A 26,134-nucleotide genomic window follows, 5' to 3' on the forward strand; every position below is an offset into this window, starting at 1 on the left:
GTATATCTTTGATTCTCTATTGAGTAAAGTTTTCCCTGTTTATCAGGAGTCTTTTCAAAAAACTCGCTGAAGTGGTATGATACAGATAGTAATTATAGTGGAACAAGAAAGGACTACATTTTATGAAAATTATTGATGCGCATCTTCATTTTTGTGATGAACCTTATTTCGACCAGATTGCTGAAGCGGCTGGCCATAAAAATACAAGTGAACATTTACAAGAACAATACATAAAAAACAATATTGTTTGCGGTGTTGTCATGGGAAACCGCAGCTTAGAATTGACGGAGCATCATTATCCCAGCTATCTTCGCTACTGCATTGGCCTTGATAGCAATTGTTTTAATCCGAAAGAAGTGAAAGCGCAAGCGGATTTAGTGGAAAAACACTTACAACGAGAAAATTGTGTCGGTATTAAGCTCTATCCTGGCTATAATCATTTTTATATTTACGATACAATTGTGGATCCTTTTTACGAATTGGCGAGGGCCTATAGAAAGCCGGTGGCGGTTCATACGGGATTAACTGCTACAAGTAATGCCTTATTAAAATATAGCCATCCCATGGTTTTGGATGAGGCGGCAGTCCGTTATCCTGAGGTGCAGTTTGTTATGTGCCATTTGGGAAATCCTTGGCTTGTTGATGCCATTGCGGTTATGGAGAAAAATAAAAATGTAGCGGCCGATCTTTCAGGAATTTTAGAAGGGAAAATAGCCAGTTTGCCCAAGTTTTTTGCGAAAAAGCACGGGTATATAGAACTCTTTAAAACTTGGCTCGAATACCTAGATGATTATGATCAATTTATGTTTGGTACAGACTGGCCTTTAGCAAATTTAACTGATTATATTGAGTTCGTAGCACAGATTATTCCCGAGAAACATCACGACAAAGTATTTTTTGACAATGCCAATCGAATTTATCAACTAAAAATCGGCGAGTGAATGGATTCAGTGTGTTTGGATCAGGTAGACGCCAGTGACAAGTAAAGCAACCCCTAAAAGGCGATAGGGATTAAGCAGATGCAGCGTGTTGCCTAGCAGACCATAATGATCAAAAAATATGGCCAGCAAGAGTTGTCCGGCGACAATCAGGCTAAATAGGTTGGCAAAACCAATTTTAGGCAGACAGAAGATCGTTGTAAAGACAAAAAAAGCGCCTAATAAGCCGCCGCTCCACATCCAAATGCTTGTCTGAGTGAGACTCGCGAAAGACGGAATTGGCTGAGCTTGATAGAAAACGGTTGCCAAATAGGCCGCGCCTAAGCCGACAGAGCCGACTAAAAAACTGACAAAAGAAGTGAGCAGCGGACTGCCAAGAAAGACTTGGAGTTTTCCGTTAATTCCTGCTTGCAGCGTTGCGGCGAATCCTGCCAGCAAAGCAAATAAGTAATAGATCATAGCTTATATCTCCTTAGTTGAAACGAATGAATGTAGTGTAAAGAAATGGTACATTATTTTCAATTCTGATGCAATAGTCTTATTATCTTGTTGTGCTTTATTGCGCACAAAGGTATAATGATTTCTATAGACGTTATAACGCACAAAACGGGAGGGATTACGCTATGCAACATTTGGTAAAAGAAAGCGCTTGTCGTGTACAAGCAGCACTAAATCAGTATGGACTAGATCTACAAGTTGTAGAGATGCAAGATTCTACCCGTACAGCGCAAGAGGCTGCTGACGCTGTTGGCTGTCAAGTAGGACAAATTGCGAAATCCTTGATTTTTAAGGGGAAAAAAAGTGAAGAGCCGCTGCTGATCATTGCTAGTGGCAGTAACCGCGTAAATGAAAAGAAATTTAAAGAATTGATTGGCGAACCCCTTGTTCGCCCAGATGCCAGCTATGTTCTTGCTAACACTGGTTATGCTATAGGCGGGATTCCTCCTATCGGTCATAGCCAAAAACTAAATTGTTTTATTGATGAAGACTTGTTTCAGTATGAAAAAATTTGGGCTGCAGCTGGGACGCCTTTTGCTCTTTTTCAGCTTACCCCAGATGATTTACTGAAGATTACCGAAGGCAAAGTAATTTCTGTTTTATAAAAAGTAGTTATAAGCGTAGGAAGAGGCATAGTTTGTAAAAATGCCTCTTTTTATTTTGGGTTAAAACAAGAAAAATTTGCATAAGTGTATAAAAAAGTATACAATATAACAGATCTTTTCTGCAAAAAATAAGGGGCGTATTACATGGAAAAGCAGCCGGATATTGGTGCAAGACTAAAAGCCACTCGAAGAAAACGCCGCTTGAGCCTTGATAAAGTGGCCGAATTAACTGGTGTGAGTAAAACTATGCTCGGACAGATTGAAAGAGGCGAATCCAGCCCAACCTTAAATACTTTGTGGAAAATCGCGACAGGATTAAAAGTATCCTTTTCTTCGCTAGTGAGTGAACCAATTCAACAAACTGACTGCAGCAGCGGCCAATTTGTTGGTTTTTCAGCGATACAAGCTTTAGCCGAGGACAAGGGCCTTTTAAAAATTTATCCGCAATTTTCCTTTGACAGTATGCGCGGTTTTGAAATGTTCCTATTAGAGCTCGAACCTGGCTGTAATCATCACTCAGAGGCCCATGACGATGGTGTGGAAGAATATATAATGGTACTGGAAGGCGAAATTACGATTGGTGTTGCTGCACAGGAGTATCGCTTAAAAAAAGGCGATGTTCTTCGGTATTTTGCTAATCAGCCTCATTGCTATCAAAATCTCTCTAAACAGCAAGCTTCTTTTTATCACTTAATTTATTACATGTCCTAACTCTATGTGAGCAAGGGGACTAGAAAAATATAAAAACTTTGGATGTTTATTTAGGAGGAGAAGTTATGATTGCAAAACAGTATAAGAAGATGCTGGAAGGCAAGTCTGTGATTCGTGAGTTAGCCGAATTTGCGGCAGCGCGCGGGAAGGAAATCGGCTACGAAAATGTTTTTGATTATAGTCTAGGGAATCCTTCGGTTCCTGTTCCCGGTGACTTTACACAAGTTATGCAGACGATGCTTGCCGAAAAGAGTCCTGTAGAGCTCCATAGTTATAGTCCTAGTCTGGGGATTGCTTCTGTGAAAGAAAAAATAGCGGAGTCGTTAAATCGGCGTTTTGCCATGAATTATACGGCAAATCATATTTTTATGACTTCCGGCGCGGCTGGCGCTTTAGCCCATGCGGTACGCTGTGTTACGGAACCAGGTGACGAAGTGTTGACTTTTGCGCCGTTTTTTCCGGAATATCATCCATATATTGATTTGACTGGGGCAGTTTTAAAGGTGGTTCCGCCGAATACAGCAGACTTTCAAATTAATTTTGCTCTTTTTGAAGAAATGCTGACAGAGAAGGTGGCGGCGGTACTGATCAATTCGCCCAATAATCCTTCCGGTGTAGTTTACTCTAAAGCTACGATTGAAAGACTGGCTGATTTACTGACTAAAAAAGAAGCGGAATATGGTCACGAAATTTTTATTATATCTGATGAACCTTATCGGGAAATTTTGTTTAATGGTGTGGAAAATCCTTATATTTCCAAGTTTTATCATAATACCTTATCGTGCTATTCTTACTCGAAATCACTATCTTTACCAGGCGAACGAATTGGCTATGTAGCAGTAAATCCCACTTGTGTTGATGCGGCATTGATTGTTAGTATGTGCGGTCAGATTTCACGTGGGATTGGTCATAATTGTCCTTCGTCGATTATTCAGTTGGCTGTAGCGGAGGTAGTTGATTTAACTGCTGATATGGCTGTTTACGAGAAAAATATGAATTTGCTTTACGAAAAACTCGTTGAGCTCGGCTTTAGCTGTGTGAAACCAGGCGGCACTTTCTACATTTTCCCTAAGGCTTTGGAAGAAGACGCCAAGATATTTTGTCGTAAAGCGTTAAAGTATGATTTGATCTTAGTGCCTGGCGATAGTTTTGGCTGCCCTGGCTATTTTAGAATGGCCTACTGTATTGACACGGAAAAAGTGGAACGTTCTCTAGCTGCATTCGAGAAATTTGTGCAAAACGAATATGGTAAGTAATTGGGGAAAGACGGCCGAAAGCAGTGATAAAAGCGCTTTTTTTCTGCTGGGGATTGTTGTTGTTTTATGGGGACTCAATTCTGTGGCTATTAAGTATCTTACTCAGTTTTTTCCGCCGCTCGCACTAGCGCCGATTCGCTTAACTTTGGCAGCTGCTTTACTTTTTCCTACGGTGATTTATCAATATGGTTGGGTAAAAATACCTGCCGCGGCTTGGCTGCCAATTAGCGGAATTTCACTTTTTTGCATCTTTTTGCATCAAATTGCCTTGACTTGGGGAATTAGTGCCACAAGCGGAATTCATGCTGTGCTTATCCTTGGTTTAAGTCCGTTATTCACGACATTGCTGTCGGCCTTATTCTTAAAAGAGGCTTTTACTGGCACAAAAGGTGTAGGAATTCTTATTGGATTTTGCGGGCTATTGTTTATTGTTGCTGGTAAAGCCCAAGGTGGTGCAAGCTTATGGGGCGACAGTGTAACTTGTATTGCAACAATTACTTTTGTAATTGGGTCTCTCTTTGTAAAGCAGGCGACCACCTATGTCTCGCCGCTGCATGTGACTGCTTATAGTCATGTTTTAGCCGCGGTAGGCTTGGATATTTTGGGGCTTTTCAGTCAGGCGCAGTGGACTTATGGCAAAGATTTAAGTTTTTCCGTGATCGCTGTCCTGCTGTTTTCGAGTTTTTTTAGTACGGCATTAGGGGCCTTATTATGGAATATGAGTATTCAAAAAGTGGGTGCTTCAAGAGCTTCGCTTTTTCAAAATGCTTCGCCTGTTGTCGGTGTGTTTGCTTCCGCGTTTTTTTTAGGAGAACAGCTATACTTGAATCATTTGTATGCCCTATTGCTTGTCTTAATAGGCGTTAGTTTTGGTGCAGGTCTTATCAAAAAACCGACATGGCTTTCATAGAGGAGTAGCGGCTATCATAGTATAAAACTAGGGGCAGTGTTGAAAGTAATATTCAACACTGCCCCATTTCTCGCCCAATTTTATTTGCAAAAATTACAGTGAGGGTAACGGCAGATCTCGCAATTTAAGCAAAGCCCGCCATGGCCCATAGCCGCGATTAGGGCGGCCGTGATTGTTTCATTTAAAAGAATTCTAGGTAGTAGTACATCAAGGATCGTAATCTTATGATACATGCCGCAGGCTGGAATACCTAAAATTGGCGTTTCCTTCAAACGAGCTAAGAGAAACATGTAGCCAGGTGAAACGGGTGTGCCATAGACTGTAACGTCCGCACCTGTTTGGCGAATCGCTAGAGGTGTTACGTCATCAGGATCTACGGACATGCCGCCTGTTACCAAGACAAGATCGTTAGTTTGCGCCAGCGTTTCAATAGCAGCGCTAATCTCAGCAGGGTTATCAGGCGTGAAAATCGTTTTTACTACTTGGCTACCTAAACTGGCAAGCTTTGCTTGCATGACTTTTTCAAATTTATCGGGAATCCGTCCGTAAAAGACTTCATTGCCAGTGATAACTAAGCCCACTTTTTTCGCTGGAAGCGCCATGACTTGAATGATGGGGCCATCTGCGCAAATCTTTTGAATGGCGGCAAGGGTAGTCTGAGGGATAGCTAAAGGAATAATTTTAGTTCTGGCGACAAGCTCATTTTCCTGAACAAGTGTATCAGTGTGGAGTGTCGACACGGCAATTCCTGGCAGAGAATTAATTTGTTGTAGCTTTTCTACATTGATTTTTAATAAGCCTTTACAGGTCGAACGCAGGGTTACTTTTCCTTCCGAGGCCGATTCATCAGCAATATTCAAACCAGCTACAAGTTGGAAAAGCTTTTGAGCGGCATCATTTTCGTGGATGTCCCCGGCTTTAAGTTCTAAGATATACACATGATCTTTTCCCATACTCAGTAAAATGGGAATATCTTCGGGTTGAATCTTATGCCCCTTTTTAAAAGCTACGCCTTTAAACTGTCCCGGAACGACTCGGGTGAGATCTTGACCGAGAATTGAGCCTATGGCCTCCGTAACATGAATCGTTTTCATTACTATTATCTCCTTGCGTAATTTATAGAAGAAGCGCTTCAAACTGCATGCCTGGTGTAAGCGCGGGGGTATTTGGCGGAATATCTAATAAGGCATTGGCTGATGCCGCCGCTTTTAGCATACCATTTCCTTGACTAGAAAGGGGATCTGCATACATTCTTCCGTTGTGATTATAACAGCGTGCCCAGACGAAGCGTCGAGTTGGGGACGGTTTTGTGAACTCACTGTTTAAGGTGACTAAAGAGCGCTGATGCTCCCAGCAAGAAAAACCGGCCAGTTTTTGGATTAAAGGTCGGAGGAGAACTTCAAAGGATACGCTGCTTGCCGCCGGATTTCCTGATAGCGCAATGAGCAGGGAGTTTTTCCACAATCCGGCTATGACTGGCATTCCTGGCTTGATATCGAGTCGATTAAAGAGAATGGGAATTTTGAAATGCTGAAAAAGCTGTTCCATTAAATCATAGTCGCCCACGGAAGCACCGCCAGTAGTGAGATAGATTGGCAAAGGCGGCGCTGTTTCAAGACTTTCGATAATGGCTTCAAGGCGATCTGGTACGAGGCCGAGTAAATGCGGTTCGCCACCGCACTTTAATATTTTTCCAGCCAACATAAAGCTATTGGTATCACGGATTTTCCCTGGCGTTAACGGAGCTTCAGGTGGCACTAGTTCGCTTCCTGTAGCTAATAAGCCGATTCTTGGTTTGGTATAGACGAGCGGCTGTGTTTGTCCCACTAACGCTAATAGACCGAGAACGCCTTCATTGATGTAAGTTCCTGGCGTTAATAAAGTTTCACCAGAGTGGATCTCTTCGCCGCGGCGGCAAATGTTTTTGGCTGCTTGCTGATCCGTATAAATTGTTACAATATCGTCGACAAGGTTTGTATCTTCTAGTCTTACGACTCCGTCAGCGCCTGGCGGTAGCGGTGCTCCGGTCATAATGCGAGCGGCTTCGCCTGGGCAAACCGGTTTGGTGGAAAAGGTACCGGCAGGAATGTTATCCGTTTGTATTAACGTTTTAGGAGCGGCGGCGGAGGCGCCCTGGATGTCAGCGCTTCTTACTGCATAGCCGTCAAGCGGGGATCGATCAAACGGCGGAAAATCAAGCGCAGCTATAATCGGTTCTGCCAGAAGTCGACCGAAGCTGTCAGCCAAAGGAATTCTCACTGTTGGATTTTTCGGCAGCAAGGGAGTAAGTAGATCGCGAGCTGTTTCTAATTCCATAAATTCACCACTTTGCAAAAAAATTAAATTACGATAAATCTTTCTAGTGAAAGTATATCAGTAATTTAGAATTATTTCTAATAGACTTTCTTTGCAGGAGTTCTAAATTAAAGTAGGAATATAAGAAATGTGAAAGGCGGGTGATATTACCATGATACCCGTTATTTGTATTGTGGCAGCTGTTTCTAATATGGGGAAAACAACTTTTATGGAAAAAATAATTGCAGAAATGGTAGAGCGCGGCTACCGTGTGGGCGTCGTAAAGAGTGACAGCCATGGCTTTGAAGTCGATGTGCCTGGCAAAGATTCCTGGCGATTTCGCCAGGCTGGCGCTAATGTAACAGCTATTGTTGGTAACAGTCAGTATGCTGTCATTCAAAAGACTGATAAAAAAGCTGAACTGGATGAAATTGTCTCAGTGATGCGCGATGTCGATCTCATTTTAGTCGAAGGATTTAAACAAGCGAGGATGCCTAAGATTGAAGTGGTGAGAAGTGAACTCAGCAGTCAGATTGTTTCAGATCCGAAGGAGTTAATTGCAATTATTACGGATCTTAAGGAAGAAACTTTTTCAGCGCCGGCTTTTGCTTTTCATGATTTTAGCGGTGTAGCTGATTTAATTGTACAGAAATTTTTATAGGGAGGCAGTTTTTATGAGAGAACTGAGAAGAAAAGATAGAGCTATGGCCCAAGAGGCGGCACAGGAGGTTTTAAATACAGCGCAATATGGCATACTTGCTACGATTAATGAAGATGGTACGCCCTATGGCGTTCCACTAAGTTTTGTGTATCGCGATCAGGCTATTTATTTTCATTCGGCTACTACTGGGCAAAAATTAGACAATATTGCTTGGCGCGATGATACATGCTTTACGGTTGTAACTGACACAGAAGTGTTGCCAGCAGCTTTTTCGACGAAATATAAGTCAGTCATGGTTTTTGGTAAAGTCCAGCTTGTAGAAGATTTAGCAGAAAAAAAACAAGCAGCGATTTATTTTATCGAGAAATATAGTCGTGATTTTTATCAAGAAGGATTGGCTTATATTGATAAAGCCATTGAGCAAACAAAGTTTTTTCGGTTAGATATTACAGCCATGACTGGAAAAGCAAAAATATAGGCGTGGGAAATTTCGTTGTCAAGAAAATAGGGCAAACTAGTTTTGCTGTATTTTCTTGACAATAGAAAACTAAAACACTAATATAGTTTTTAAGTGGTGATTTTATTATGATCGGGAAAGAGGGCGAGACATGGAAGATATAAGAAATCTCATTCTTGATAAGGCTAAAGAGCGATTTGACCGTTTTGGCTATCGGAAAACAACGATGGATGAATTAAGTCGCGACTGTAAAGTTTCTAAGCGGACTATATACGAACTGTTTCGCGATAAAGAGGATTTATTTACAAATTTAATGATCCGGGAAAATCAAGCTTTTCAAAAAGTTCTTTTTGAACAAATTGCTATCATTGACGATCCGCTAGAACAGATTACGCAGCTTATCAGGACGGCCATTCGGTTTTTTAATGAAGATCACTTTTTAACTCGCCTGTTAAAGGCTGATGATCAGCTTTTTTCCGCCTTTATTAGTAAAAAATATAATACGATGGTGCGAGAAGAGGTTATTTCTCTCATCAGTGATATTCTGTGCAAAGGCAAACAGCGAGGGTTATTTCGCGAGGTTGATGAAGAACTTTTTGCTTATGCAGGTGTTCGGTTATTCGAAGCTTTTAGTTATATGCGGACAATGGAGTTTTCCGGTAGAAAAGGGGAAGAAGCTTATTATACAGAGGTATTAATTGATCTTATTGTCCATAGTATTGTGAAAAAATAAGAAGTACCCTATTTTTTAGAACGAGTTGTATAGAGGAGGGGAAAGCTTATGCAAAAATCTTTATATAAAGGTCTGTGCTGCTTCGTGTCCGCTTGGATTTTTTTAGCAGGATGCGGTAATGCACCCTTAGTTGAACAAAAGGCAGCGTTAGTTCAGACCGAAGTTATTAAGATGAGTGATAAGGGCCAGTCTGCTGTGTATTCCGGTGCGGTACGGGGTCGCTATGAAACGCAGCTCAGTTTTCAAGTGGATGGGAAAATTATCAAACGGTCTGTTCAATTAGGCAGTCAAGTGCAGGCTGGCGATGTCCTGATGGAAATTGATCCGAAAGATATTAATCAGTTGGTAAACAGTAATTCAGCGCAAGTCGCCTCAGCTCAATCGCAATTGAAACTGGCGGAAAGCAATTTGAATCGCTACCGGCAGCTGCTTGAACAAGATATTATTAGTCGAGCGCAATATGATCAATATCAAAATGCCTATGATGCTGCTGCGGCTGCGCTGCAACAAGCATCGGCTCAATATTCCCAGGGAATCAATAAATTAAATTATAGTCTGCTGCAAGCTGGTAGTTCTGGTGTTGTTTCGGCAATCAATGTTGAGGCTGGGCAAGTCGTCAGTGCTGGACAACCTGTTCTTACTCTCGTTCAGGATGGCGAACGAGAGGTAGAAATTTCTGTGCCGGAAAATCAGGTAGAGTCACTTCAGAAAGCGGCGCAGCTTACTATTACTTTTTGGGCTTTAAACAATACAACGGTTACTGGTGAAGTCAGAGAAATTTCGCCCATGGCAGACCCCGTTTCGCGAACTTATAAGGCCAGGATTCGTCTAATAAATCCCCCTAGTGCTGTAAAATTAGGGATGACGGCAGCTGTTAATGTAGCTCAGGGAGTATCAGGCGGTAACGGTTCTGGTGTGTATATTCCATTGGCCGCATTATATCAGTCGGGGAATCAGCCGAATGTTTGGGTTGTTGAAAATGGAGCACTTACGCTACGACCAATTAGTGTGGGAACTTTTGGTGATAATCAGATTCAAGTTTTGTCAGGTCTTCAGCCAGGCGAGCGAATCGTAACAGCTGGAGTTCATAAGCTGCAGGCCGGACAGAAAGTAAGGACGGCAGGTGAAGAATAGTGAAGCGAGTCAATTTAACAGAGTGGGCTTTGCATAATAAACCAATTATTTATTACTTTATAATTGCTACGTTTATCATGGGGATTTTTTCCTACTTTCGGTTAGGACGGATGGAAGACCCTGATTTTGTCATCCGTCAAATGATTGTTTCTGTCTCTTGGCCGGGAGCAAGTGCGCGCGAGGTAGAAGAACAAGTTACGGATAAAGTGGAGAAAAAGCTTCAAGATACACCGGGGCTTGATTATTTAAAAAGTTATTCAAGGCCTGGTCAAGCTGTTATTTATGTAAATTTAAAAGACGAAGTCAGCGAAAAAGATATTCGCCCAACCTGGCGGGAAGTACGCGATATGGTGAACGATATCAGCCATACACTGCCGCAGGGCGTGGCGGGAATCGGATTTAATGACCGCTTTGACGATGTATTTGGTTCCATTTACGCCCTTACAGCCGACGGTTTTACTTATGAAGAAATGCGGGACAGAGCCGAGAAAATTCGTCGGATGCTACTGGCGATTCCCAATATTCGTAAAGTAGACTTACTTGGCGTACAGGATGAAAAAATTTACATTGAAATGGAAAGTGCAAAGCTGGCTGAGCTTGGAATCGATCCTAATTTGATTATGAATACAGTGAAAACGCAAAATGCTACGGCAGCGGCAGGCATGGTCGAGACGTCCTCTGATAATGTTTACCTGCGGGTTACGGGAATGTTCGATGATTTGGAAAGCATTAAAAATTTGCCGATCCGAGCCGGGGGACGGACTTTCCGTCTTGGCGATATTGCCAAAATTGAACGCAGCTATAGTGATCCGATCAATCCGAAAATGTACTTTAATGGTCAGCCTGCTATTGGTCTGGCTATCTCGATGGATAAAGGCGGCAATATCCTCACTTTGGGTGAAAATGTAACGGCAAAAATTAAAGAGATTCAGCAAGAGCTGCCTGCAGGGCTAGAATTAAGTCAAGTATCGAATCAGCCGAAAGTCGTTGAAGAATCGATCGGCGAATTTACAAAATCTTTGAAAGAAGCTATTTTTATCGTTCTAGCTGTGTGTTTTGCCAGCCTAGGTATTCGCTCTGGTATCGTGGTAGCTTTATGTATTCCTCTTGTGATTGCGGGAGTTTTTGTTTGCATGCAGATTGGCGGTATTGATTTGCATAAAGTTTCTTTGGGCGCTTTAATTATCGCCTTGGGGTTATTAGTCGATGATGCCATTATTGCGGTCGAGATGATGAGCGTTAAACTAGAACAAGGCTGGGATACGTTTAAGGCTGCATCTTTTGCCTATACAGCTACAGCTTTCCCTATGCTGACAGGTACATTGATTACGTGCGCTGGTTTTATTCCGATTGGTTTTGCTAAAGGGAATGCCGCCGAATTTACGAGTTCGCTATTCAAGGTTATAACAATTGCCTTAATAATTTCTTGGCTTGTTTCTGTTTTAGTTACGCCGCTTTTAGGCAGCCTGCTTATTAAAGTTAAGAAAGATCACCAAGCGGACCATAACCTGTATGATACTAGGTTCTATCGATTGTTTCGCAAGGTTCTCGTTTGGTGTCTGACTCATCGCAAAATCGTACTTGTTTGTACGTTAAGTGCTTTTATTGGGGCAATAGGTCTGTTTCAATTTATCAAGCAAGAGTTTTTTCCACCGTCAATCCGGCCGGAACTTATTGTGGAAATGACACTGCCCGAAGGGGCTTCACTGAAGGCTACAGAGGCCGAAGCCAATCGGTTTTCTCAGGAAATAGCTAGTGACGAACAAATCGAAAATTATAGCTACTACGTTGGTGAAGGGGCGCCACGTTTTGTTTTAACTACCGAGCCCAAACTCCCTGCTAATAATTATGCTCAGTTTGTTATTGTGGCAAAAAGTCCTGAGGCGCGCGATATCATTCACAAGAAAATTGATACTCTCTTTGCGGAACAATTTCCCAATGTGCGCGGCAATATTAAATTGATTCAGACAGGGCCGCCTTCACCGTATCCGGTGATGCTGCGCGTAGCTGGCTACGATCATGATAAGGTGCAAGCCATTGCGGAAGAAGTGCGCCAGGTTATGAATAATAATCCGAACATTCTTGATGTGAATTTTGATTGGAATGAAAAAAGCAAAGTTATGCATTTGGCAGTGGATCAGGATAAGGCTCGATTACTCGGTATTGATAGTCAAACCCTGGCAAATAACCTACAAATGCAGCTATCTGGTGCAGCTATTGCTGAGTTTCGTCAGCGAGATAAGACGGTTGATATGGTATTTCGTTTAAATAATCAGAATCGCTATGACTTATCGCATATGAAAGACCTCAATATTCATATCGGTAGCGGCAAGTTTGTTCCATTAGAGCAAATCGCTAAAATTAGTTATGATGGGGAGCAGGGGCTTGTTTGGCGGCGTGATTTAAAACCGACAATTACGGTGCAGGCCAATGTGATTCCTGGGGCAATGGGCAACGACGTGACTAAAGCAGTGTATACCTCTTTGAGCCAAATTCGCAATCAGCTGCCGCCCGGCTATAGCATTACGATTGGCGGCTCTTTAGAAAATAGCGAAAAATCCATTAAGTATTTGTTGCAGCCTGTGCCTGCCATGATCTTTGTGATTTTAACACTGCTTATTTTCCAGTTGCGCAAAATATCGCTGATGCTGTTGACTGTGCTAACAGCGCCGTTAGGCATCATTGGCGTGAGTCTGGCCATGCTGGCCACACAGCGCCCACTAGGTTTTGTAGCTGAGCTTGGCATTTTAGCTTTGAGCGGTATGATTATACGCAATTCAGTCATTTTGATTGACCAGATTGAGCAGCATAAAGCAGCAGGTGAAACGGTATGGGATGCAATTATTGATTCGACCATTCTGCGATTTCGACCAATTATGTTGACTGCGGCTGCGGCGATTTTAGGGATGCTACCGCTGGTTATCAGTAACTTTTGGGGTCCCATGGCTGTGGCCATTGCCGGTGGTTTATTTGGCGCTACCGTACTTACTTTGCTCGTGCTGCCGACTATGTATGCGGCATGGTTTAAGGTCGAGGTTCCTCAAGCTATAATTGGTACAAAAGATTCTGTAAAGAGTGACCAGGTGGACGGTTCCATTTAAAGATTCTTTGTTGAATTAGCAATAAAGAAGGCTGACGTACTACACGTAGATTTTACGTGGATGCGTCAGCCTTTTATGTTTAGTTTTTGGACTCGTATGAGGGTTACTTGACCTGGAAGTTAGTCACAGCACTTTGGAGTTCTGTTGCTGTAGATGCTAAGGATTTGCTGGAGAAGGCAATTTCTTGCATCGCGGCGGCCTGTTCTTCTGTTGCGGCAGAAACGCTTTCCGCTTCTGTTGCATTTGCATTTGCTATTTTATCGACATTTTGAACTGATAGAACAAGGGTTTCGCTGCCAGCGGCAATCTGATCAATGGATTCGATAATGCCTTGCATCTGTGTTGATAAGGTTTCTACAGTAGCTGCAATTACTTTAAAGGTATCTCCAGCAGATTCAACTACTTCGATCCCTGTTTGAACGCCAGTGGCGCTAGCGTGGCTGGCAGTAATCGCCTGACCCATAGCAAGCTCGTTTTGTTGAATTAAAGCGGTAATCTTTTGTGCCGCTTGGTTAGACTCTTCGGCGAGTTTGCGAACTTCGTCAGCAACGACAGCGAAGCCACGGCCCGCTTCACCGGCGCGAGCCGCTTCAATGGCGGCATTAAGAGCTAGAAGATTTGTTTGACCAGCAATGGAGGAAATCAGTGTTACAATTTCGCCGATTTCGCGTGAGCCTTGTGCTAAATTTTCGATCGTATTTTGCACTGTTTCAGAGCCAGTACCAATATTACGCATATGTTCGGTGGCTTTTTCAATAGCCTCACGACCTTGCCCCGTAGAAAGACTTGTTTTTTGGGTCATTGAGGAAATTTCTCGAACTGTTACCGTAATGTTTTCTATGCCAGCAGAGATTTTTTCAACAATCGTCGCCATTTGATCAACTGCTTTTGCCTGTGATTCAGAACCTGCGGCAATATGGCAGGTTGCCTGGGCGACCTGATTTGTTACTTCGGCGGATTGTTGGGCGCTGGCTGTCATTTCTTCGCTGGCAGCAGCAACGGTTTCTGATTTTAACTGTACATTGGTAATGAATTTACGAAGTTTTTCCGCCATTTCGCTAAAGGCTTTGGCTAGTTGGCCAAATTCATCATCAGAATTGATTTGAATGGGACGAGAACGTAAATCGCCTGCGGCTAATAAGAGTGATTCATCACGGATTCTGATAATGGGGCGGGCGAAATTGTTACTGATAGCAACAACAGCAATGGAGCCAAGTAAAATACAGACTAGGGAAGCACCTATTAGAATCAAGCTCATTGTTCCTACTTCACGTGTGGCTTCAGCGGCAGGGGCGGTAATCATCATGACCCAGCGCTGGTCGCCAGGAAGCTCAATGGGAGTTAGTACACTGAGATAAGACGTATCTTTATTTAGAAAGTTGTGAGTTCCTTCGTGTTGCCCGCCGTTTTCGACTGTTTCTTTGAATAAAGCGAGAATTTTATCGTCTAGTTCAGCAATCGGTAAATTCAGCTCAGTCGCTACTTTTTTTTCTGTTAACATTAGTTTGCCATTGAAGTCAGCGCTTTTGCCATTGGCAATGACCATACCGGATTTGGCAATAATCAGGCCGTAACCGCTGTCTTCAAATTTAATATCTTTTACCATGTCATTTAAACTGTCAAGTGGAATAGTTGCCTGCAGTATGCCGGTTACATTGCCATTAACGAAGACCGGAACGGCAACGGCCAGAGAAATTTTGCCTGTTCCCTTGGCAATGAGTGGGTCCGATATAGCAATTTTTTTAGTTTGAATCGCTTTTTTATAATATTCGCGATCGCCTAAAAAAACCGTATCTCCTTGCGCGCGGACAACATTTCCTTGCAAATCGCCATAATTTAAGCCCGTAAACTTATTGTTGCGCTTAATTCCGTCAGCTAAAGCACTGACGATTTGCGGGCGATCTGTGCCGGCTTTTATGTAAGGATTATTCGCCAGTTCCTGGACAAAGATAATTAGTTCATTTGTAGAAGATTGTACACGGTGCGCATAATCAACACCAATGGAAGAGGCAATTTCATTGACGCTGTTAGATAAGTAGTGTTTAGAGAAATAATAACTGATTCCAGTCAGAACGCTTAAAGAAATGATCATGATCGCAAGAATTAAGAACAACAGACGTGTACGGATGCTTGTCATGCGAAACTGAATAGGAAAGGTTTTCATACTTTCACCCCAATTTGGATTATTTAAATATATTTTAAAATATTTAGGTGGAACTTAAAAGAAGATAAGAGAGGAATTCTGTATACTTGGCCGATTTCCTGTTTAATTATACTATAGCTTGACAAGTAAGGCTAATTTTTACAAAAAATTAACCTCAAATTCACCTGATTTAAGCTATATTAGCCTAAAATAGGACTTGAAGGCTAGTGCTTTGGTATAGTCGAGAAAAAACGGTCAGGTGATAAGAATGAATCGTTTATTGGAACCGGCAATACGCTTTATGAATCGACTAAAATACGCTTATAAATTTACGATCATTGGGCTTCTTATTTTTATTCAGGCTTTTGTGTTAATTTATATGTTGGTAGCCGAGTTAAATCGGACGATCGAATTATCGGAAAAAGAGCGTATGGGGATTCACTATGAAATTGTATTAACTGATTTATTAGCAGCAGCTCAGTCTTATCGTACAGTTCATTATGAGTATTTGTCGCAAACAGATGAACATAGCCAAGCTTTGCAGCAAGAGAGGGCTAAGGTTGATCAAGCTTTGGCCAAGGTAGTTGAGGAAGAGAAGCATCTTGGAAATCAATTTGATACCGACTGGAAAGTACAGTTAGTGCAACAAGACTGGGGGAAACGAAAAGCAGCGACGCAATTAGAGCAAAGCCAGAATCAGACAGAGTTAGACTTAGATAGTCGCTGGATTGAAGAGATCAATGAATTGATGCAACATGTCGGCTATGCTTCTAATCTAACGATGGATTCAGACTTTACTACATCTTACCTTATTGATGTAACCTTAAGAAAACTGCCTCAGCTTATGGACTATTTGACTGTAACGAAAGCTCTTGCGGTACAGCGGCCCCAGAGTGGTTTTTCCGAAGACAGCAAGAATCGTTTACTGCAGATTGTTGGGCTGGAGCGGTCTGTACTAGAGCAGGTTAGTCATGATATCCAGCTTATATTTCGGCATAATGAGCTAGTAGAAAAAGAATTAAAAACCCTACAGTCGGCACTGACTGATTCTGTACCGATTTTTACTTGGAATGTGGAACAAAACCTATTAGGGCAGCAGGGATTACCGATTCCGCCGGAATTACTTGCCGCCGCAGGCGTTCAGGCTATACAAACTTCCATAGACATGGAGAAAAGTACCTTACAGGTTGCAGAAAAAATGTTAGCAGAGCGAGTAGACCGTTATCGTCAATATCGTGATGGTGTAGTGGTTTTTTCAGGGGCTGTACTATTTCTTGTTTGCTATCTTTTCTTAGGATTTGATTTGTCAGTTCGTAGATCTGTCTATGAATTGAGTGGTGTTATGCAGCGCGTTGGTCAGGGCGATTGGGCGGTGCGAGGGCGGCTTTTTTCGAAAGATGAAATGGCTTTTCTGACAAATTCGATTAACACTACGCTTGATTCTTTGCAGAAAATGTATGAAGAAGTGCAGCGGTCTCATGCTTGCATGGAAGAATGGAATAAAGAATTGGAGAAAAAAATTGCGGAACGAACTGCCTCATTACAGAGCCTATTAGACCATGCTGGACAAGGATTTCTTTCTTTCGGTCCTGATCTTACAGTTAATGAGGAATACAGCGCTGAATGTGAAATGATTTTTTCTGGCCCAATTGGCGGTAAGAATATTTCTGTATTGCTCTATCCGGATAATGAAACCGAGCAAGATTTTATAGTTAATCTCTTTGCTAAGGTCTTTACAGAACAACGTACGATGGTGCGAAAAACTTATCTTTCGCTTTTGCCAGAAGAAATTATGCTAGGAAATCGATCTATTGGGCTTGCCTATAAGCTAATTGAAGGCAAGAAAGAGCTTTGGGATCGAAGAATTATGGTGATTCTTACAGATCTTACTCTTCAAAAAACGATGGAACAGCAAATTCAGGCAGAGCGAGATGTTTTATCAATGGTGGTTCATGTTGTTACCCATGCCGATGACTTCTTTGCTGCTGTGAAGCAATATAATGCTTTTTGCCAAGAGGGGATCGGACAAAAACTCAAAGAAGAACAGACCACTACAGATATTTGCTCTGCCTTATTTCGAACGGTCCATACTTTTAAGGGAACGTTTGGGCAGCTTCGCATGAAGCACTTGATGGCAAAACTACACGAGATGGAAGATTGGTTAGGGAAGTTTTGCGCCCATAAAGCCGGAGCAAGCGATCAGGCTTTGCAAGCAACCCTTGCTGCTTTTCCACCTGCAACCTTACAAGAATGGCTGCAGGAAGATATGACGATTTTAAAAGAGATATTGGGAGAGAGCTTTTTTGAACAAGAAAATCGCTTGGTTATTGAAAGTGAACGTTTATTAGAACTAGAAGCGAAAGTGCAAGAGCTTTTACCGCCGGAAGAATGTCGTTTCCTACTTCCTGAACTAAGAAAGCTGCGGTATAAGCCATTTAAAGAATTATTGCAATCTTATCCTGAGTATACGGTAGGATTGGCGGAACGAAATGGCAAAGTGATTAAACCGTTTGTTATTGAAGGCGGCGAGAATCTCGTCGATCCAATTATTTATCAAGAATTTATTAAATCACTTGGTCATGTATTTCGAAATGCTGTAGTGCATGGCTTAGAGTCCTTAGAGGAAAGAATCGTGCAAGGGAAAGATGAAATCGGCCATATGCGTTGTTGGATCCATCACGATGCTGAGGGCATGAGGTTACATATTCGTGATGATGGCAGGGGAATGGATTCAGAGCAAATCAGCTCTATTGCGTTGCAAAGAAAAATTTGTACAACAGTAGAATTGGCAGGGATGGATGAGCAAAAAAAGTTGCAGCTTGTTTTTGCTGAAGGCTTTTCCGGCGCTCCCAAAGTTACTGAATTAGCAGGACGCGGTGTGGGACTTTCTGCGGTTCTAGCAGAGTTAAAGCAACTTCATGGGACCGTACAGATTCATAGTGCGATTGGACAGGGAACTGAATTTGTTTTCTTTTTGCCGCATAGAAAAGCGAGCGACGTAGATGGTTTTGCTATTAGATAAACGACATATAATATAAAGGAGAAAACTTATGGCAAGAATAATGATTGTAGATGATGCTTTAATGATGCGTACAGTGCTGCGCAAGATTTTTGAAAAAGCCGGGCATGAAGTAGTAGCGGAGGCCGTAAACGGCGAAAACGCCATACAAGAATATCCAAGATGCGGCCCGGATATTGTTACAATGGATTTAACGATGCCCGGATTGGGGGGGATCGGGGCATTAAAGGGAATTATGAAAATAGATCCTTTGGCAAAAGTCATTGTTGTAAGTGCCTTAGGTCAAAAACACGTAATCTTTGAAGCTTTGCAGGAAGGGGCTAAGAATTATATTATAAAACCGCTTCAGGCGGAGAAGCTTTTAAGTGCTATAGACATTGTTTTAAATGAGGCTAGTTTTTGTGAGGCAAAATAAAAATAGTAAGACTGCCTGGAACAAGGCAGTCTTAGGTGACGCTGCTTTTAGGAGATTCCTGAAAGCAGTTTTTTTATTATATTAAAAAATAGTTTGCTTTATGTTGGAACGTTTCGTCGGTAAGGGTATAAAGTTGATCAATCAGGCTGGAACGAAAAGTTCCGGGGCCACTCGTTTGAATGGCTGTTTCGCCGCAGACGCCTAAGAGCGTTGTAGCGAGCAAGGCGCTGCCCAGGATATTTTGACTTGCTAAAAAAGTGCCGATGAGAGCATTTAGCATGCAGCCTGTGCCAGTCACTAAGGACAGCATTTCGCAGCCGTTTTTCACAGCGTAGGTATGGTGTCCATCGGAAAGTAAATCAATTACGCCTGAAGCGACAACGACAGAAGTTGTTTTTTGTGCTAGGGCAGCTACAATGGCGGCATTTGCAATTAAAGTATTTTCGGTAATTTGATCTTGAATGCCTACATCAATTCCCAAAGCAGTGTTCTTTACGCCTGCCAAAGCTTTTAATTCCGACATATTGCCTTTTATGACAGAAGGGCGGCACTGCGTAATGAAAGTTTCGGCAAATTGAAGCCTTAGATTGCTGCAGGCAATGCCAACTAAGTCAATAATAATGGGGTGCTGTAGTGCTAAGGCTTTTTTTCCTGCCAGAGGAATGGATGCCATACGCGCATCAGTGATGTTTCCCAGATTTACAGCTAAAGAACCTGCTAGCGTTGTAATCGCTTCCACTTCTAAAGGATGTTCGGCCATAATTGGTTTAGCGCCTACGGCGAGGATCGCATTGGCGCAGTCATTGATAGAAATAGGATTTGTGATACAGTGAATTAATGGTTTTTCGTGACGAATTTGTTCCCTAATTGTAAGTAAATCAGCTACATTAAGCCTGGACTTTATCATAAATTTTCGCTCCTAAGTTGCGTTGGAAATTTACTAGCATACCAGATCGTTTCAGTGAATTTAAGAAGAAATAGGCGATTGTTCCGCCGATTAAAGTGCCGCACAGAAAAAGCGGTACATAGAAGAGCCAAGTAAGGCCAGTTTTGCCATAGATAAAAGCCATAACCGGATAGGATACGATTGCACCGATAATGCCTGTGCCAATGACTTCGCCCGCTACGGCGCCGAAAAGATTGCCTTTTGATACGCGATAGAAAACTCCTGATAAGAAAGCGCCAAAGACCGCACCTGTCAGAGCAAGCGGCGGGATGCCCATAAACATCATGCGAATGACCCCGATGAGCGTTGCGCAGAGCAGCGCATACCATGGACCTAGCAAAACAGCGCAAACAATATTGATAAAATGCGCCATAGGACACATGCCTTCAATGCGTAAAATGGGAGAAATGACTACACCAAGCGCGACTAGCATCGATAGCATAACTAATTTTAGTACCTTTGAATTTTTTTGCATAAAAAAACCTCCTTGAGTTTGGTCGGCAGCGACTCGCTCAGGAGAGTTCTTAAAAAAGGATATACTGATACACTAAATAGCTCTCCTGCGGTGTGCTGCAGGTCGGTCGAAGCTTAAAAGCTTCCTCTCAGCTTGAAACACAAGCTCCCTCGCTATTTAGTTGTCGGTTTGTTCTGACGCCGGACGCTCCTCCGTCATCTTTTCTTGTTGCCGGTAAATCAAAAAACAGGATAGACCGAAGCGGTTACCCTGTTTGTACAAGCGAAACTTTTCCTACGTTGGCATTATCCAAATCAGGTTTAAGGGTCAAAGTTTGATTACTTTTTCTCAGCCTGCACTACAAGCTCCCCTACTCAATTTATTTTCATTTATTGTAGCATAAGATGGCAAGAATCGCAATGAACAGCGCTGTTATTACTCTGACAAAATAGAAAGTTTTTTAAAAGATATAAAATAGCAGGAAACTGTCGAAAAGGTTCGAAAAAAATATAATGGAAAATCATAGAGAATCTTTAATAGATAGAGCAGGAACAAGGTTGTAGGAGGAAAACCATGAAATCCATTGAAATCATAAAATTACAGAGACGCTGTAACAAGCTAACAAAAATCAATGAGGAATTAGGGAAAAGCGAACAGATGTATCGCTTTTTAGCGGAAAATTCCCTGGATGTGATTTGGCAACTTGATGAAGCTTTTCGATTTGTTTACGTATCCCCTGCGGTTCAGCCTGTTTTTGGTTATCAGACGGAGGAGTTGATTGGACGTTCTTTATTTACTCTTCTTACAGCAGATTCGGTGAGAAAAGTGCAGAAAAAATATGAAGAGCGTAAAGCTTTGCCCCTTGAAGAGCGAAATAAGCAAAGTTTTATTTATACAGTAGAAGCTTATCATAAGGCAGGGTATACGCTTTGGCTGGAAGTGACAGTCAATCCGCTTTTGGATTCGCAAAAACGCTCCAAAGGATTTATTGGCGTTACGCGTGATATTAGCGAACGACGTAAAAATGAAAAGCTTATGTATCAATATGCTTTTTATGATTCGCTAACTAACCTGCCGAATCGTCGCTTTTTTGAAGCAATGCTGGAGCGAGCCGTAGGCGAAGGAACAAAATATAAACGTTTCTTTGCGGTGCTGTTTATGGATATTGATGATTTTAAGCAAGTAAATGATCGCTTTGGTCACAATACCGGTGATTTTTTATTACAGGTTCTGGCGGAGCGGTTTCGTCGTACCTTGAGAGCGAAGGATTTTGCCGCGCGCTTAGCTGGCGACGAATTTGTTGCCATTCTGTCTGATCTGTCTGAACGTGAGGAAGCGTATAGTATTGCGAATAGACTGCTAAATTATTGTTTAGAGCCGATCACAAGAGAAGACAGTCAAGTAGAAATTGGGATCAGCATTGGTCTAAGTTTTTTTCCTGATGACGCCGAAGGTGCTGCTGATTTGATTGCTTATGCGGATCATGCTATGTATGCAGCTAAGCGATCTGGCGGTAGAACCTATCTTTCCTATGCAAAGTAGAAAAATTTTAAAATCGAATTGAAATATAAAAGCCGGAAATCCAGTAACGGATTTTCCGGCTTGTTTTATTGTTGCGGTGTAGTGTTTCGGTCAGGAGCTTGAAAGGTTGGCGGCTGGGGATTTTTTATATCTTATGAATAGACTTAAGAGATTGGTCAAAGCTATCTATGTAAGGAGTTCATAGGAGGGATGATATGCCTAAAGAAACATTGGAAAAAGGGCGTCGCTTTATTACTGGCAATCAGGCAATCGCCTTGGCGGCGCTGGCGGCGAAGGCCGATGCCTTGTTCGGCTACCCTATTACACCGCAAACAGAGGTCATGCAGTATTGGACAAAATATGCGCCTGATTTTAATAAACTTTTTTTGCAGACAGAAGATGAGCTTTCAGCAGGCTATTACACGCTTGGCGCTGTAATGACAGGAAAAAAAGCTTTTACGAGTACAGCTGGACCAGGAAACGTATTAATGCAGGAACCGATGGCTATGGCTGAGATGATGCGTATTCCTGCTGTGTTTGTAATTCAGCAGCGCGGCGGCCCCTCTACGGCAACTGTTATTTATGGTCAACAGGAGACGACTCTGACTGCTTTCGGCGGCAATGGTGAGGGTCTTCGAATTGTTTATTCGACAGCGAGTCATCAAGAATTGTTTGATTATACCATTAAAGCTTTTAACCGAGCTTGGCAATATCGCTTTCCCGCCTATGTTCTTGGTGACGGCTACCAGGGGAAAATGCGCGAATCCCTTACGGTGTATGATCCAACTGAGGCGGGAATGGAACTTGTAAAGCCTTATCCCTTAGTGGGGAAGGACGCGGCGTCAGACTATGAACATTATCGTAATACCTATAATACGGAAGAAGAACTCTATGAGGTTTTGCAAGAGCATCTTAGCGCCTATCAAAAAATGGCGCCACAAATCGTGGAATGGGAAGAGGAGAATTGTGACAAGGCCGATGTTATACTGGTAAGCCATGGCATTGTAAGTCGATCCTGTCGGGCCGCCGCTAAAATTCTGCAACAAGAGGGGCGGAAAATTGGCTTTTTTCGGCCCATTACCTTACGTCCTTTTCCCGCTGAGCAAATGCGGCAAGCTGTTCAAAAAGCGAAACACCTCTTGCTATTCGAATCGGCCGAAGGACAGTTTTATCGGATGGTAACAGAAGCGCTTTATGGTCTAAATGTGCCAATTACTAAAGTGTTTCGCCCCGGTCTTGGTATTACGACGGAAGAGGTTTACCGGGAAACGGCAAAACTTGAAATATGAAAGGGTGAGTCCATGCAGGAATTAATTGAAGACCAGATTTTTCAGCCTGCTTTCCCTGCTTCTTGGCTGGAAACTTCTAAACCTCATAGTTTTTGTCCTGGCTGTGGTCATGGGATTGTTTTAAAATGCTTAGGACAAGCAATTGACGAACTGGGCATTGTAGATAAGCTGCTTTATGGCTGTGATATTGGCTGTTCCCTGCTTAGCTGGAATTTCTTTCAGGCCGACTGCGTACAGACCCATCACGGTCGAACAACTCCTTTTATTGCCGGTGCTAAGCGGGTTAGGCCAGATCTAGTGGGCGTGGCTTATATGGGTGATGGCGGTGGCTACGCCATTGGCAGTCAGCATTTAGTAAATGCTGTTTTACGTAACGAAAAAATTACGATTGTTCTTGTTAACAATGTGAATTACGCTATGACCGGAGGACAGATGGCGCCGACGACTTTGCCAGGGCAGGTAACGGAAACGAGTCCCTATGGCAAAAAGGTAGAAGAAGCGGGGCCGCCGCTTTTGGGACCGGAAATGGTAGCAGCTATTAGTCAAGAAGGCGCTTATGTAGCTAGAGGTACAATTTCTAATATTAAGCAGTTAACTAAATTTATCCGCAAGGGGTTAGAAAATCAAATGGCTGGTCGCGGTATTTCTTTTATTGAGGCTCTGTCATCCTGTCCGACAAATTGGAAAACCAATGCCGAACAAACCTGGCGATTTGTTGAAAAAGATATGACAGCCTATTTTAAGGTGGGCGAATTGAAATTGCCGGAAGCAAAGGGGGAAGAGCATGCACAAAATCCTTAAAATTTTGCTTGCTGGCGAAGGCGGGCAAGGAATTCAATCTATTGCGGAAATCGTTGCCGAAGCGGCAAATCGCGAAGGTAAAGAAGCTTTATATATACCTAACTTTGGTGTTGAGCAACGTGGTGGCATTTCTATGGCCTACTTGCAAATTACCGAAGCAGATGAGAAAATTGGCGCTCCTAAATTTGAGACGGCTGATATTTTGATCGCCTTAAGCGCCAGAGCGATAGCTAGGACACGCCATTATGCCGGAGAAGAAACTCTGTATATTTATGACAATTCGCTGATTGAGCCAGCGCAAGTTAATGATGAGATCATTGGTTTGCAGTATTTTGAGAGCACGCCACCTTGTCCGACCGATCAAGCCGAGATTAAAACGGCAGCAGAAGATTTAGGCGATAATCGAAGCTGTTTTTACTTTCATGAAGCAGAGAACGCGGAGAATAAGGAAAGAAAAATTCCGCGCAAGGTAGGACGAGTGATTGCCATTGCTGCTAATGATACGGCCAAGAATGAACTGCATCCTCGTGTTTTTAATATTATGATTTTAGGAACGCTACTTGCGGCGACTTCTATTATGCCTTTAGAAGCTGTTCAACGAGCGTTGGAAGAAAAACTCGGCCATAAATTTCAGAAGGATCCTAAGCTGCGGGAATTGAATGAACAAGCTCTAGCTAAAGGCTATGAAATGTTTGCTGCGCTGGTGGAAGGAGGCAAAAATGGCTAAAGAAGCGGACACCGCTACAAGAAAGATACAATGGAAGTCAGTTCGCTACGATAACCCACGGGGAATTTGGCTTGGATTTCCTGGTTTATGCAAGGGGTGTGGTTTGTGTATACAAAAATGTCCCACGAAAGTCATTGAATGGTCAAAGGAAGTGGGGGTCTATGGGACGCCTCGCGTAGAACCGCGGATTGAAGGCTGTATTGTTTGCGGTATGTGTCAAATGGTTTGTCCTGATTGTGCCATACGAATCGAAAAAAAATAGCCGGATGTTCCGGTTATTTTTTTTCGATTCGTATCAATGACTTTTTTACTTACTTTGGGCAGGACATTTTTTGTGCTATGGAAAATATAATTAGTTACAAAATATTGTTTTAAGATTAAACTGGCAGTAAGAAAGTATTTGGAGGTTCTATGAGTAGTGAAGAATTTAAAGCGGTTGTTTTATGTAATGAATTGGATTTAAACAGTATAGCCGCGCATTTTGGGATTAACAGAAAATGGAAATGGGAAGATTCCTTAGTATTGCAGGAGGAAGCGCTCAAGGGGATTATTAAAGAAACGCAGGGACGACGCGTGAGACTCTTTCATTTTGGCAGTGTTGTTTTTATTAATTGTGCCCATCATGAGATGACTGACTTGATTAATTATTTGCGGACCATTGATAAGCGGATTATCACAAAAGATCCCTTTAAATATATGGATGACTATAAAATTGAGATTGATGCCTCACAGGAGCCCATGGTAAAAAATGATTATATGTTGGCCGCAGCGGAAGCTGACTATCATCGGGAAATTGTTTCAACGATTCTGGCAAAATCAGTAGCCCTTGATCGAATTGAAACCAATATTGATACTTTGCTTGATGACGTCGAAGTCACCGTAGAGAGACTTCATGAGGGGAATTTAGTGGCCTCTGATGAAAAACTTGCCAAGATATCGGCAAGAATATTGGGTTTTAAGCTCAATACAATTTCGTATATCATGCTGTTGGATAAGCCGGAAGTCACTTGGGTTAATGAGGCAGCATCCGATCTTTATGCCGAACTTAGCCAAATCTTTGAGCTTGATGATCGGCGCGATATTGTCAATCACAAAACGCAGGTACTTATGGATATTACGGAGTCTTTCTCCAATTTAACCCATGCGAAACGCGGGACAAAATTGGAATGGGCGATTATTATATTAATTGTCATTGAAGTCATTTTGTCACTGATCGATAAAATTAAATGGTAATTGGCAGGGGCTGTGCAAAATTAAAATTTTGTACAGCCCCGTTTGGTATTCTTAATTAGTGAACTGGGCGCCATTGTGACAGTTCTTTACGGAAAATTTTGCATGTCCCATGATACCAATAGACACAATCATTGCAGCGTTGTTTAAAATCTTGTGGCGATACATTAAGCAGCGAATAACCATATCCCATAGCGTTTATAATATGTTCGAACTTTTGACATTCTTCGGCGATTTTAAGCAGGATTTCTTCAGGGTATTCTTCATCCATTGGCTGAATCTCACTTCCT

The 26,134-nt window shown here is 42.4% G+C and carries 25 protein-coding genes and 1 riboswitch; of the genes, 18 read left to right on the plus strand and 7 right to left on the minus strand.

Annotated features, from left to right (window positions below):
* The first annotated feature begins 122 nt into the window (after positions 1–122).
* On the plus strand, positions 123–941 hold the full coding sequence (locus AC0MXB_RS01810) for an amidohydrolase family protein (protein ID WP_474037808.1): 819 nt from the start codon (positions 123–125) through the stop codon (positions 939–941).
* A 6-nt stretch (positions 942–947) separates the two neighbouring features.
* Here AC0MXB_RS01810 and AC0MXB_RS01815 read toward each other — a convergent pair whose 3' ends face one another.
* The gene (locus AC0MXB_RS01815) at positions 948–1,397 is read right to left on the minus strand and encodes a DMT family transporter (RefSeq protein ID WP_474037810.1); all 450 of its coding nucleotides are present in this window, start codon (positions 1,395–1,397) and stop codon (positions 948–950) included.
* 164 nt (positions 1,398–1,561) lie between these two features.
* On the opposite strand from AC0MXB_RS01815, the gene AC0MXB_RS01820 reads away from it, so the two are divergent.
* The 4 genes from AC0MXB_RS01820 (at position 1,562) to AC0MXB_RS01835 (ending at position 4,918) form a co-directional block, all read left to right on the plus strand.
* Positions 1,562–2,041, plus strand: a complete 480-nt coding sequence (locus tag AC0MXB_RS01820; RefSeq protein ID WP_474037811.1) for a YbaK/EbsC family protein — start codon at positions 1,562–1,564, stop codon at positions 2,039–2,041.
* Positions 2,042–2,185: 144 nt separating this feature from the next.
* Entirely contained in the window at positions 2,186–2,752 is a 567-nt protein-coding gene (locus AC0MXB_RS01825; protein ID WP_474037812.1) for a helix-turn-helix domain-containing protein, read from the plus strand.
* 65 nt (positions 2,753–2,817) lie between these two features.
* Positions 2,818–4,008, plus strand: coding sequence for a pyridoxal phosphate-dependent aminotransferase (locus tag AC0MXB_RS01830; RefSeq protein ID WP_474037814.1), 1,191 nt, complete (start codon positions 2,818–2,820; stop codon positions 4,006–4,008).
* On the plus strand, positions 3,998–4,918 hold the full coding sequence (locus AC0MXB_RS01835) for a DMT family transporter (RefSeq protein ID WP_474037815.1): 921 nt from the start codon (positions 3,998–4,000) through the stop codon (positions 4,916–4,918). Before AC0MXB_RS01830 ends, AC0MXB_RS01835 begins: the two co-directional genes overlap by 11 nt.
* Positions 4,919–4,998: 80 nt before the next feature.
* On the opposite strand, the gene AC0MXB_RS01840 is transcribed toward AC0MXB_RS01835, so the two are convergent.
* Together AC0MXB_RS01840 and AC0MXB_RS01845 are read right to left on the minus strand one after the other, a co-directional pair.
* Entirely contained in the window at positions 4,999–6,012 is a 1,014-nt protein-coding gene (locus tag AC0MXB_RS01840) for a molybdopterin-binding protein (RefSeq protein ID WP_474037816.1), read from the minus strand.
* A gap of 22 nt (positions 6,013–6,034) precedes the next feature.
* Positions 6,035–7,234 (minus strand): molybdopterin molybdotransferase MoeA, encoded by a 1,200-nt coding sequence (locus AC0MXB_RS01845; RefSeq protein ID WP_474037817.1) that lies wholly within the window; start codon positions 7,232–7,234, stop codon positions 6,035–6,037.
* A gap of 151 nt (positions 7,235–7,385) precedes the next feature.
* On the opposite strand from AC0MXB_RS01845, the gene mobB reads away from it, so the two are divergent.
* The 5 genes from mobB to AC0MXB_RS01870 all read left to right on the plus strand — a co-directional run bounded on the left by mobB (position 7,386) and on the right by AC0MXB_RS01870 (position 13,299).
* Positions 7,386–7,874, plus strand: a complete 489-nt coding sequence (mobB, locus tag AC0MXB_RS01850; protein ID WP_474037818.1) for a molybdopterin-guanine dinucleotide biosynthesis protein B — start codon at positions 7,386–7,388, stop codon at positions 7,872–7,874.
* 13 nt (positions 7,875–7,887) lie between these two features.
* A complete protein-coding gene (locus tag AC0MXB_RS01855; RefSeq protein WP_474037820.1) occupies positions 7,888–8,352 on the plus strand; it encodes a pyridoxamine 5'-phosphate oxidase family protein in 465 nt (154 codons plus the stop codon).
* 130 nt (positions 8,353–8,482) lie between these two features.
* Complete coding sequence (locus tag AC0MXB_RS01860; RefSeq protein WP_474037822.1) at positions 8,483–9,064, plus strand: TetR/AcrR family transcriptional regulator; 582 nt, start codon at positions 8,483–8,485, stop codon at positions 9,062–9,064.
* A gap of 48 nt (positions 9,065–9,112) precedes the next feature.
* The gene (locus tag AC0MXB_RS01865; protein WP_474037824.1) at positions 9,113–10,198 is read left to right on the plus strand and encodes an efflux RND transporter periplasmic adaptor subunit; all 1,086 of its coding nucleotides are present in this window, start codon (positions 9,113–9,115) and stop codon (positions 10,196–10,198) included.
* Positions 10,198–13,299, plus strand: a complete 3,102-nt coding sequence (locus AC0MXB_RS01870) for an efflux RND transporter permease subunit (RefSeq protein ID WP_474037825.1) — start codon at positions 10,198–10,200, stop codon at positions 13,297–13,299. The genes AC0MXB_RS01865 and AC0MXB_RS01870 overlap by 1 nt, the downstream gene beginning before the upstream one ends.
* A gap of 103 nt (positions 13,300–13,402) precedes the next feature.
* On the opposite strand, the gene AC0MXB_RS01875 is transcribed toward AC0MXB_RS01870, so the two are convergent.
* Positions 13,403–15,463: a methyl-accepting chemotaxis protein gene (locus AC0MXB_RS01875; RefSeq protein ID WP_474037826.1), complete on the minus strand. Its 2,061-nt coding sequence runs from the start codon at positions 15,461–15,463 to the stop codon at positions 13,403–13,405.
* Positions 15,464–15,710: 247 nt separating this feature from the next.
* Between AC0MXB_RS01875 and AC0MXB_RS01880 the strand changes: the two genes are divergently transcribed.
* Both AC0MXB_RS01880 and AC0MXB_RS01885 read left to right on the plus strand, forming a co-directional pair.
* Complete coding sequence (locus AC0MXB_RS01880) at positions 15,711–18,464, plus strand: ATP-binding protein (protein WP_474037828.1); 2,754 nt, start codon at positions 15,711–15,713, stop codon at positions 18,462–18,464.
* Positions 18,465–18,492: 28 nt separating this feature from the next.
* Positions 18,493–18,876, plus strand: coding sequence for a response regulator (locus AC0MXB_RS01885; protein ID WP_474037830.1), 384 nt, complete (start codon positions 18,493–18,495; stop codon positions 18,874–18,876).
* Between the two features lie 76 nt (positions 18,877–18,952).
* On the opposite strand, the gene thiM is transcribed toward AC0MXB_RS01885, so the two are convergent.
* Both thiM and thiW read right to left on the minus strand, forming a co-directional pair.
* A complete protein-coding gene (gene thiM / locus AC0MXB_RS01890) occupies positions 18,953–19,783 on the minus strand; it encodes a hydroxyethylthiazole kinase (RefSeq protein WP_474037831.1) in 831 nt (276 codons plus the stop codon).
* A complete protein-coding gene (gene thiW / locus AC0MXB_RS01895) occupies positions 19,764–20,297 on the minus strand; it encodes an energy coupling factor transporter S component ThiW (protein ID WP_474037832.1) in 534 nt (177 codons plus the stop codon). Before thiW ends, thiM begins: the two co-directional genes overlap by 20 nt.
* Positions 20,298–20,549: 252 nt before the next feature.
* Positions 20,550–20,658, minus strand: a riboswitch (TPP riboswitch).
* A gap of 191 nt (positions 20,659–20,849) precedes the next feature.
* Between thiW and AC0MXB_RS01900 the strand changes: the two genes are divergently transcribed.
* The 6 genes from AC0MXB_RS01900 to AC0MXB_RS01925 all read left to right on the plus strand — a co-directional run bounded on the left by AC0MXB_RS01900 (position 20,850) and on the right by AC0MXB_RS01925 (position 25,847).
* On the plus strand, positions 20,850–21,818 hold the full coding sequence (locus AC0MXB_RS01900; protein ID WP_474037834.1) for a diguanylate cyclase domain-containing protein: 969 nt from the start codon (positions 20,850–20,852) through the stop codon (positions 21,816–21,818).
* Positions 21,819–22,012: 194 nt separating this feature from the next.
* Positions 22,013–23,086: a transketolase C-terminal domain-containing protein gene (locus AC0MXB_RS01905; RefSeq protein WP_474037836.1), complete on the plus strand. Its 1,074-nt coding sequence runs from the start codon at positions 22,013–22,015 to the stop codon at positions 23,084–23,086.
* A gap of 12 nt (positions 23,087–23,098) precedes the next feature.
* Entirely contained in the window at positions 23,099–23,887 is a 789-nt protein-coding gene (locus AC0MXB_RS01910) for a thiamine pyrophosphate-dependent enzyme (protein WP_474037838.1), read from the plus strand.
* The gene (locus AC0MXB_RS01915; protein WP_474037839.1) at positions 23,871–24,614 is read left to right on the plus strand and encodes a 2-oxoacid:acceptor oxidoreductase family protein; all 744 of its coding nucleotides are present in this window, start codon (positions 23,871–23,873) and stop codon (positions 24,612–24,614) included. The genes AC0MXB_RS01910 and AC0MXB_RS01915 overlap by 17 nt, the downstream gene beginning before the upstream one ends.
* A complete protein-coding gene (locus tag AC0MXB_RS01920; RefSeq protein ID WP_474037841.1) occupies positions 24,607–24,876 on the plus strand; it encodes a 4Fe-4S dicluster domain-containing protein in 270 nt (89 codons plus the stop codon). Before AC0MXB_RS01915 ends, AC0MXB_RS01920 begins: the two co-directional genes overlap by 8 nt.
* A gap of 149 nt (positions 24,877–25,025) precedes the next feature.
* Entirely contained in the window at positions 25,026–25,847 is an 822-nt protein-coding gene (locus AC0MXB_RS01925) for an RMD1 family protein (protein ID WP_474037842.1), read from the plus strand.
* Between the two features lie 55 nt (positions 25,848–25,902).
* On the opposite strand, the gene AC0MXB_RS01930 is transcribed toward AC0MXB_RS01925, so the two are convergent.
* Positions 25,903–26,115 carry a hypothetical protein gene (locus tag AC0MXB_RS01930; RefSeq protein ID WP_474037844.1) on the minus strand — a complete coding sequence of 71 codons (213 nt, stop codon included), beginning with the start codon at positions 26,113–26,115 and terminating at the stop codon, positions 25,903–25,905.
* Between the last annotated feature and the right edge of the window lie 19 nt (positions 26,116–26,134).

It is taken from the genome of Pelorhabdus sp. sgz311001 (assembly GCF_055901755.1).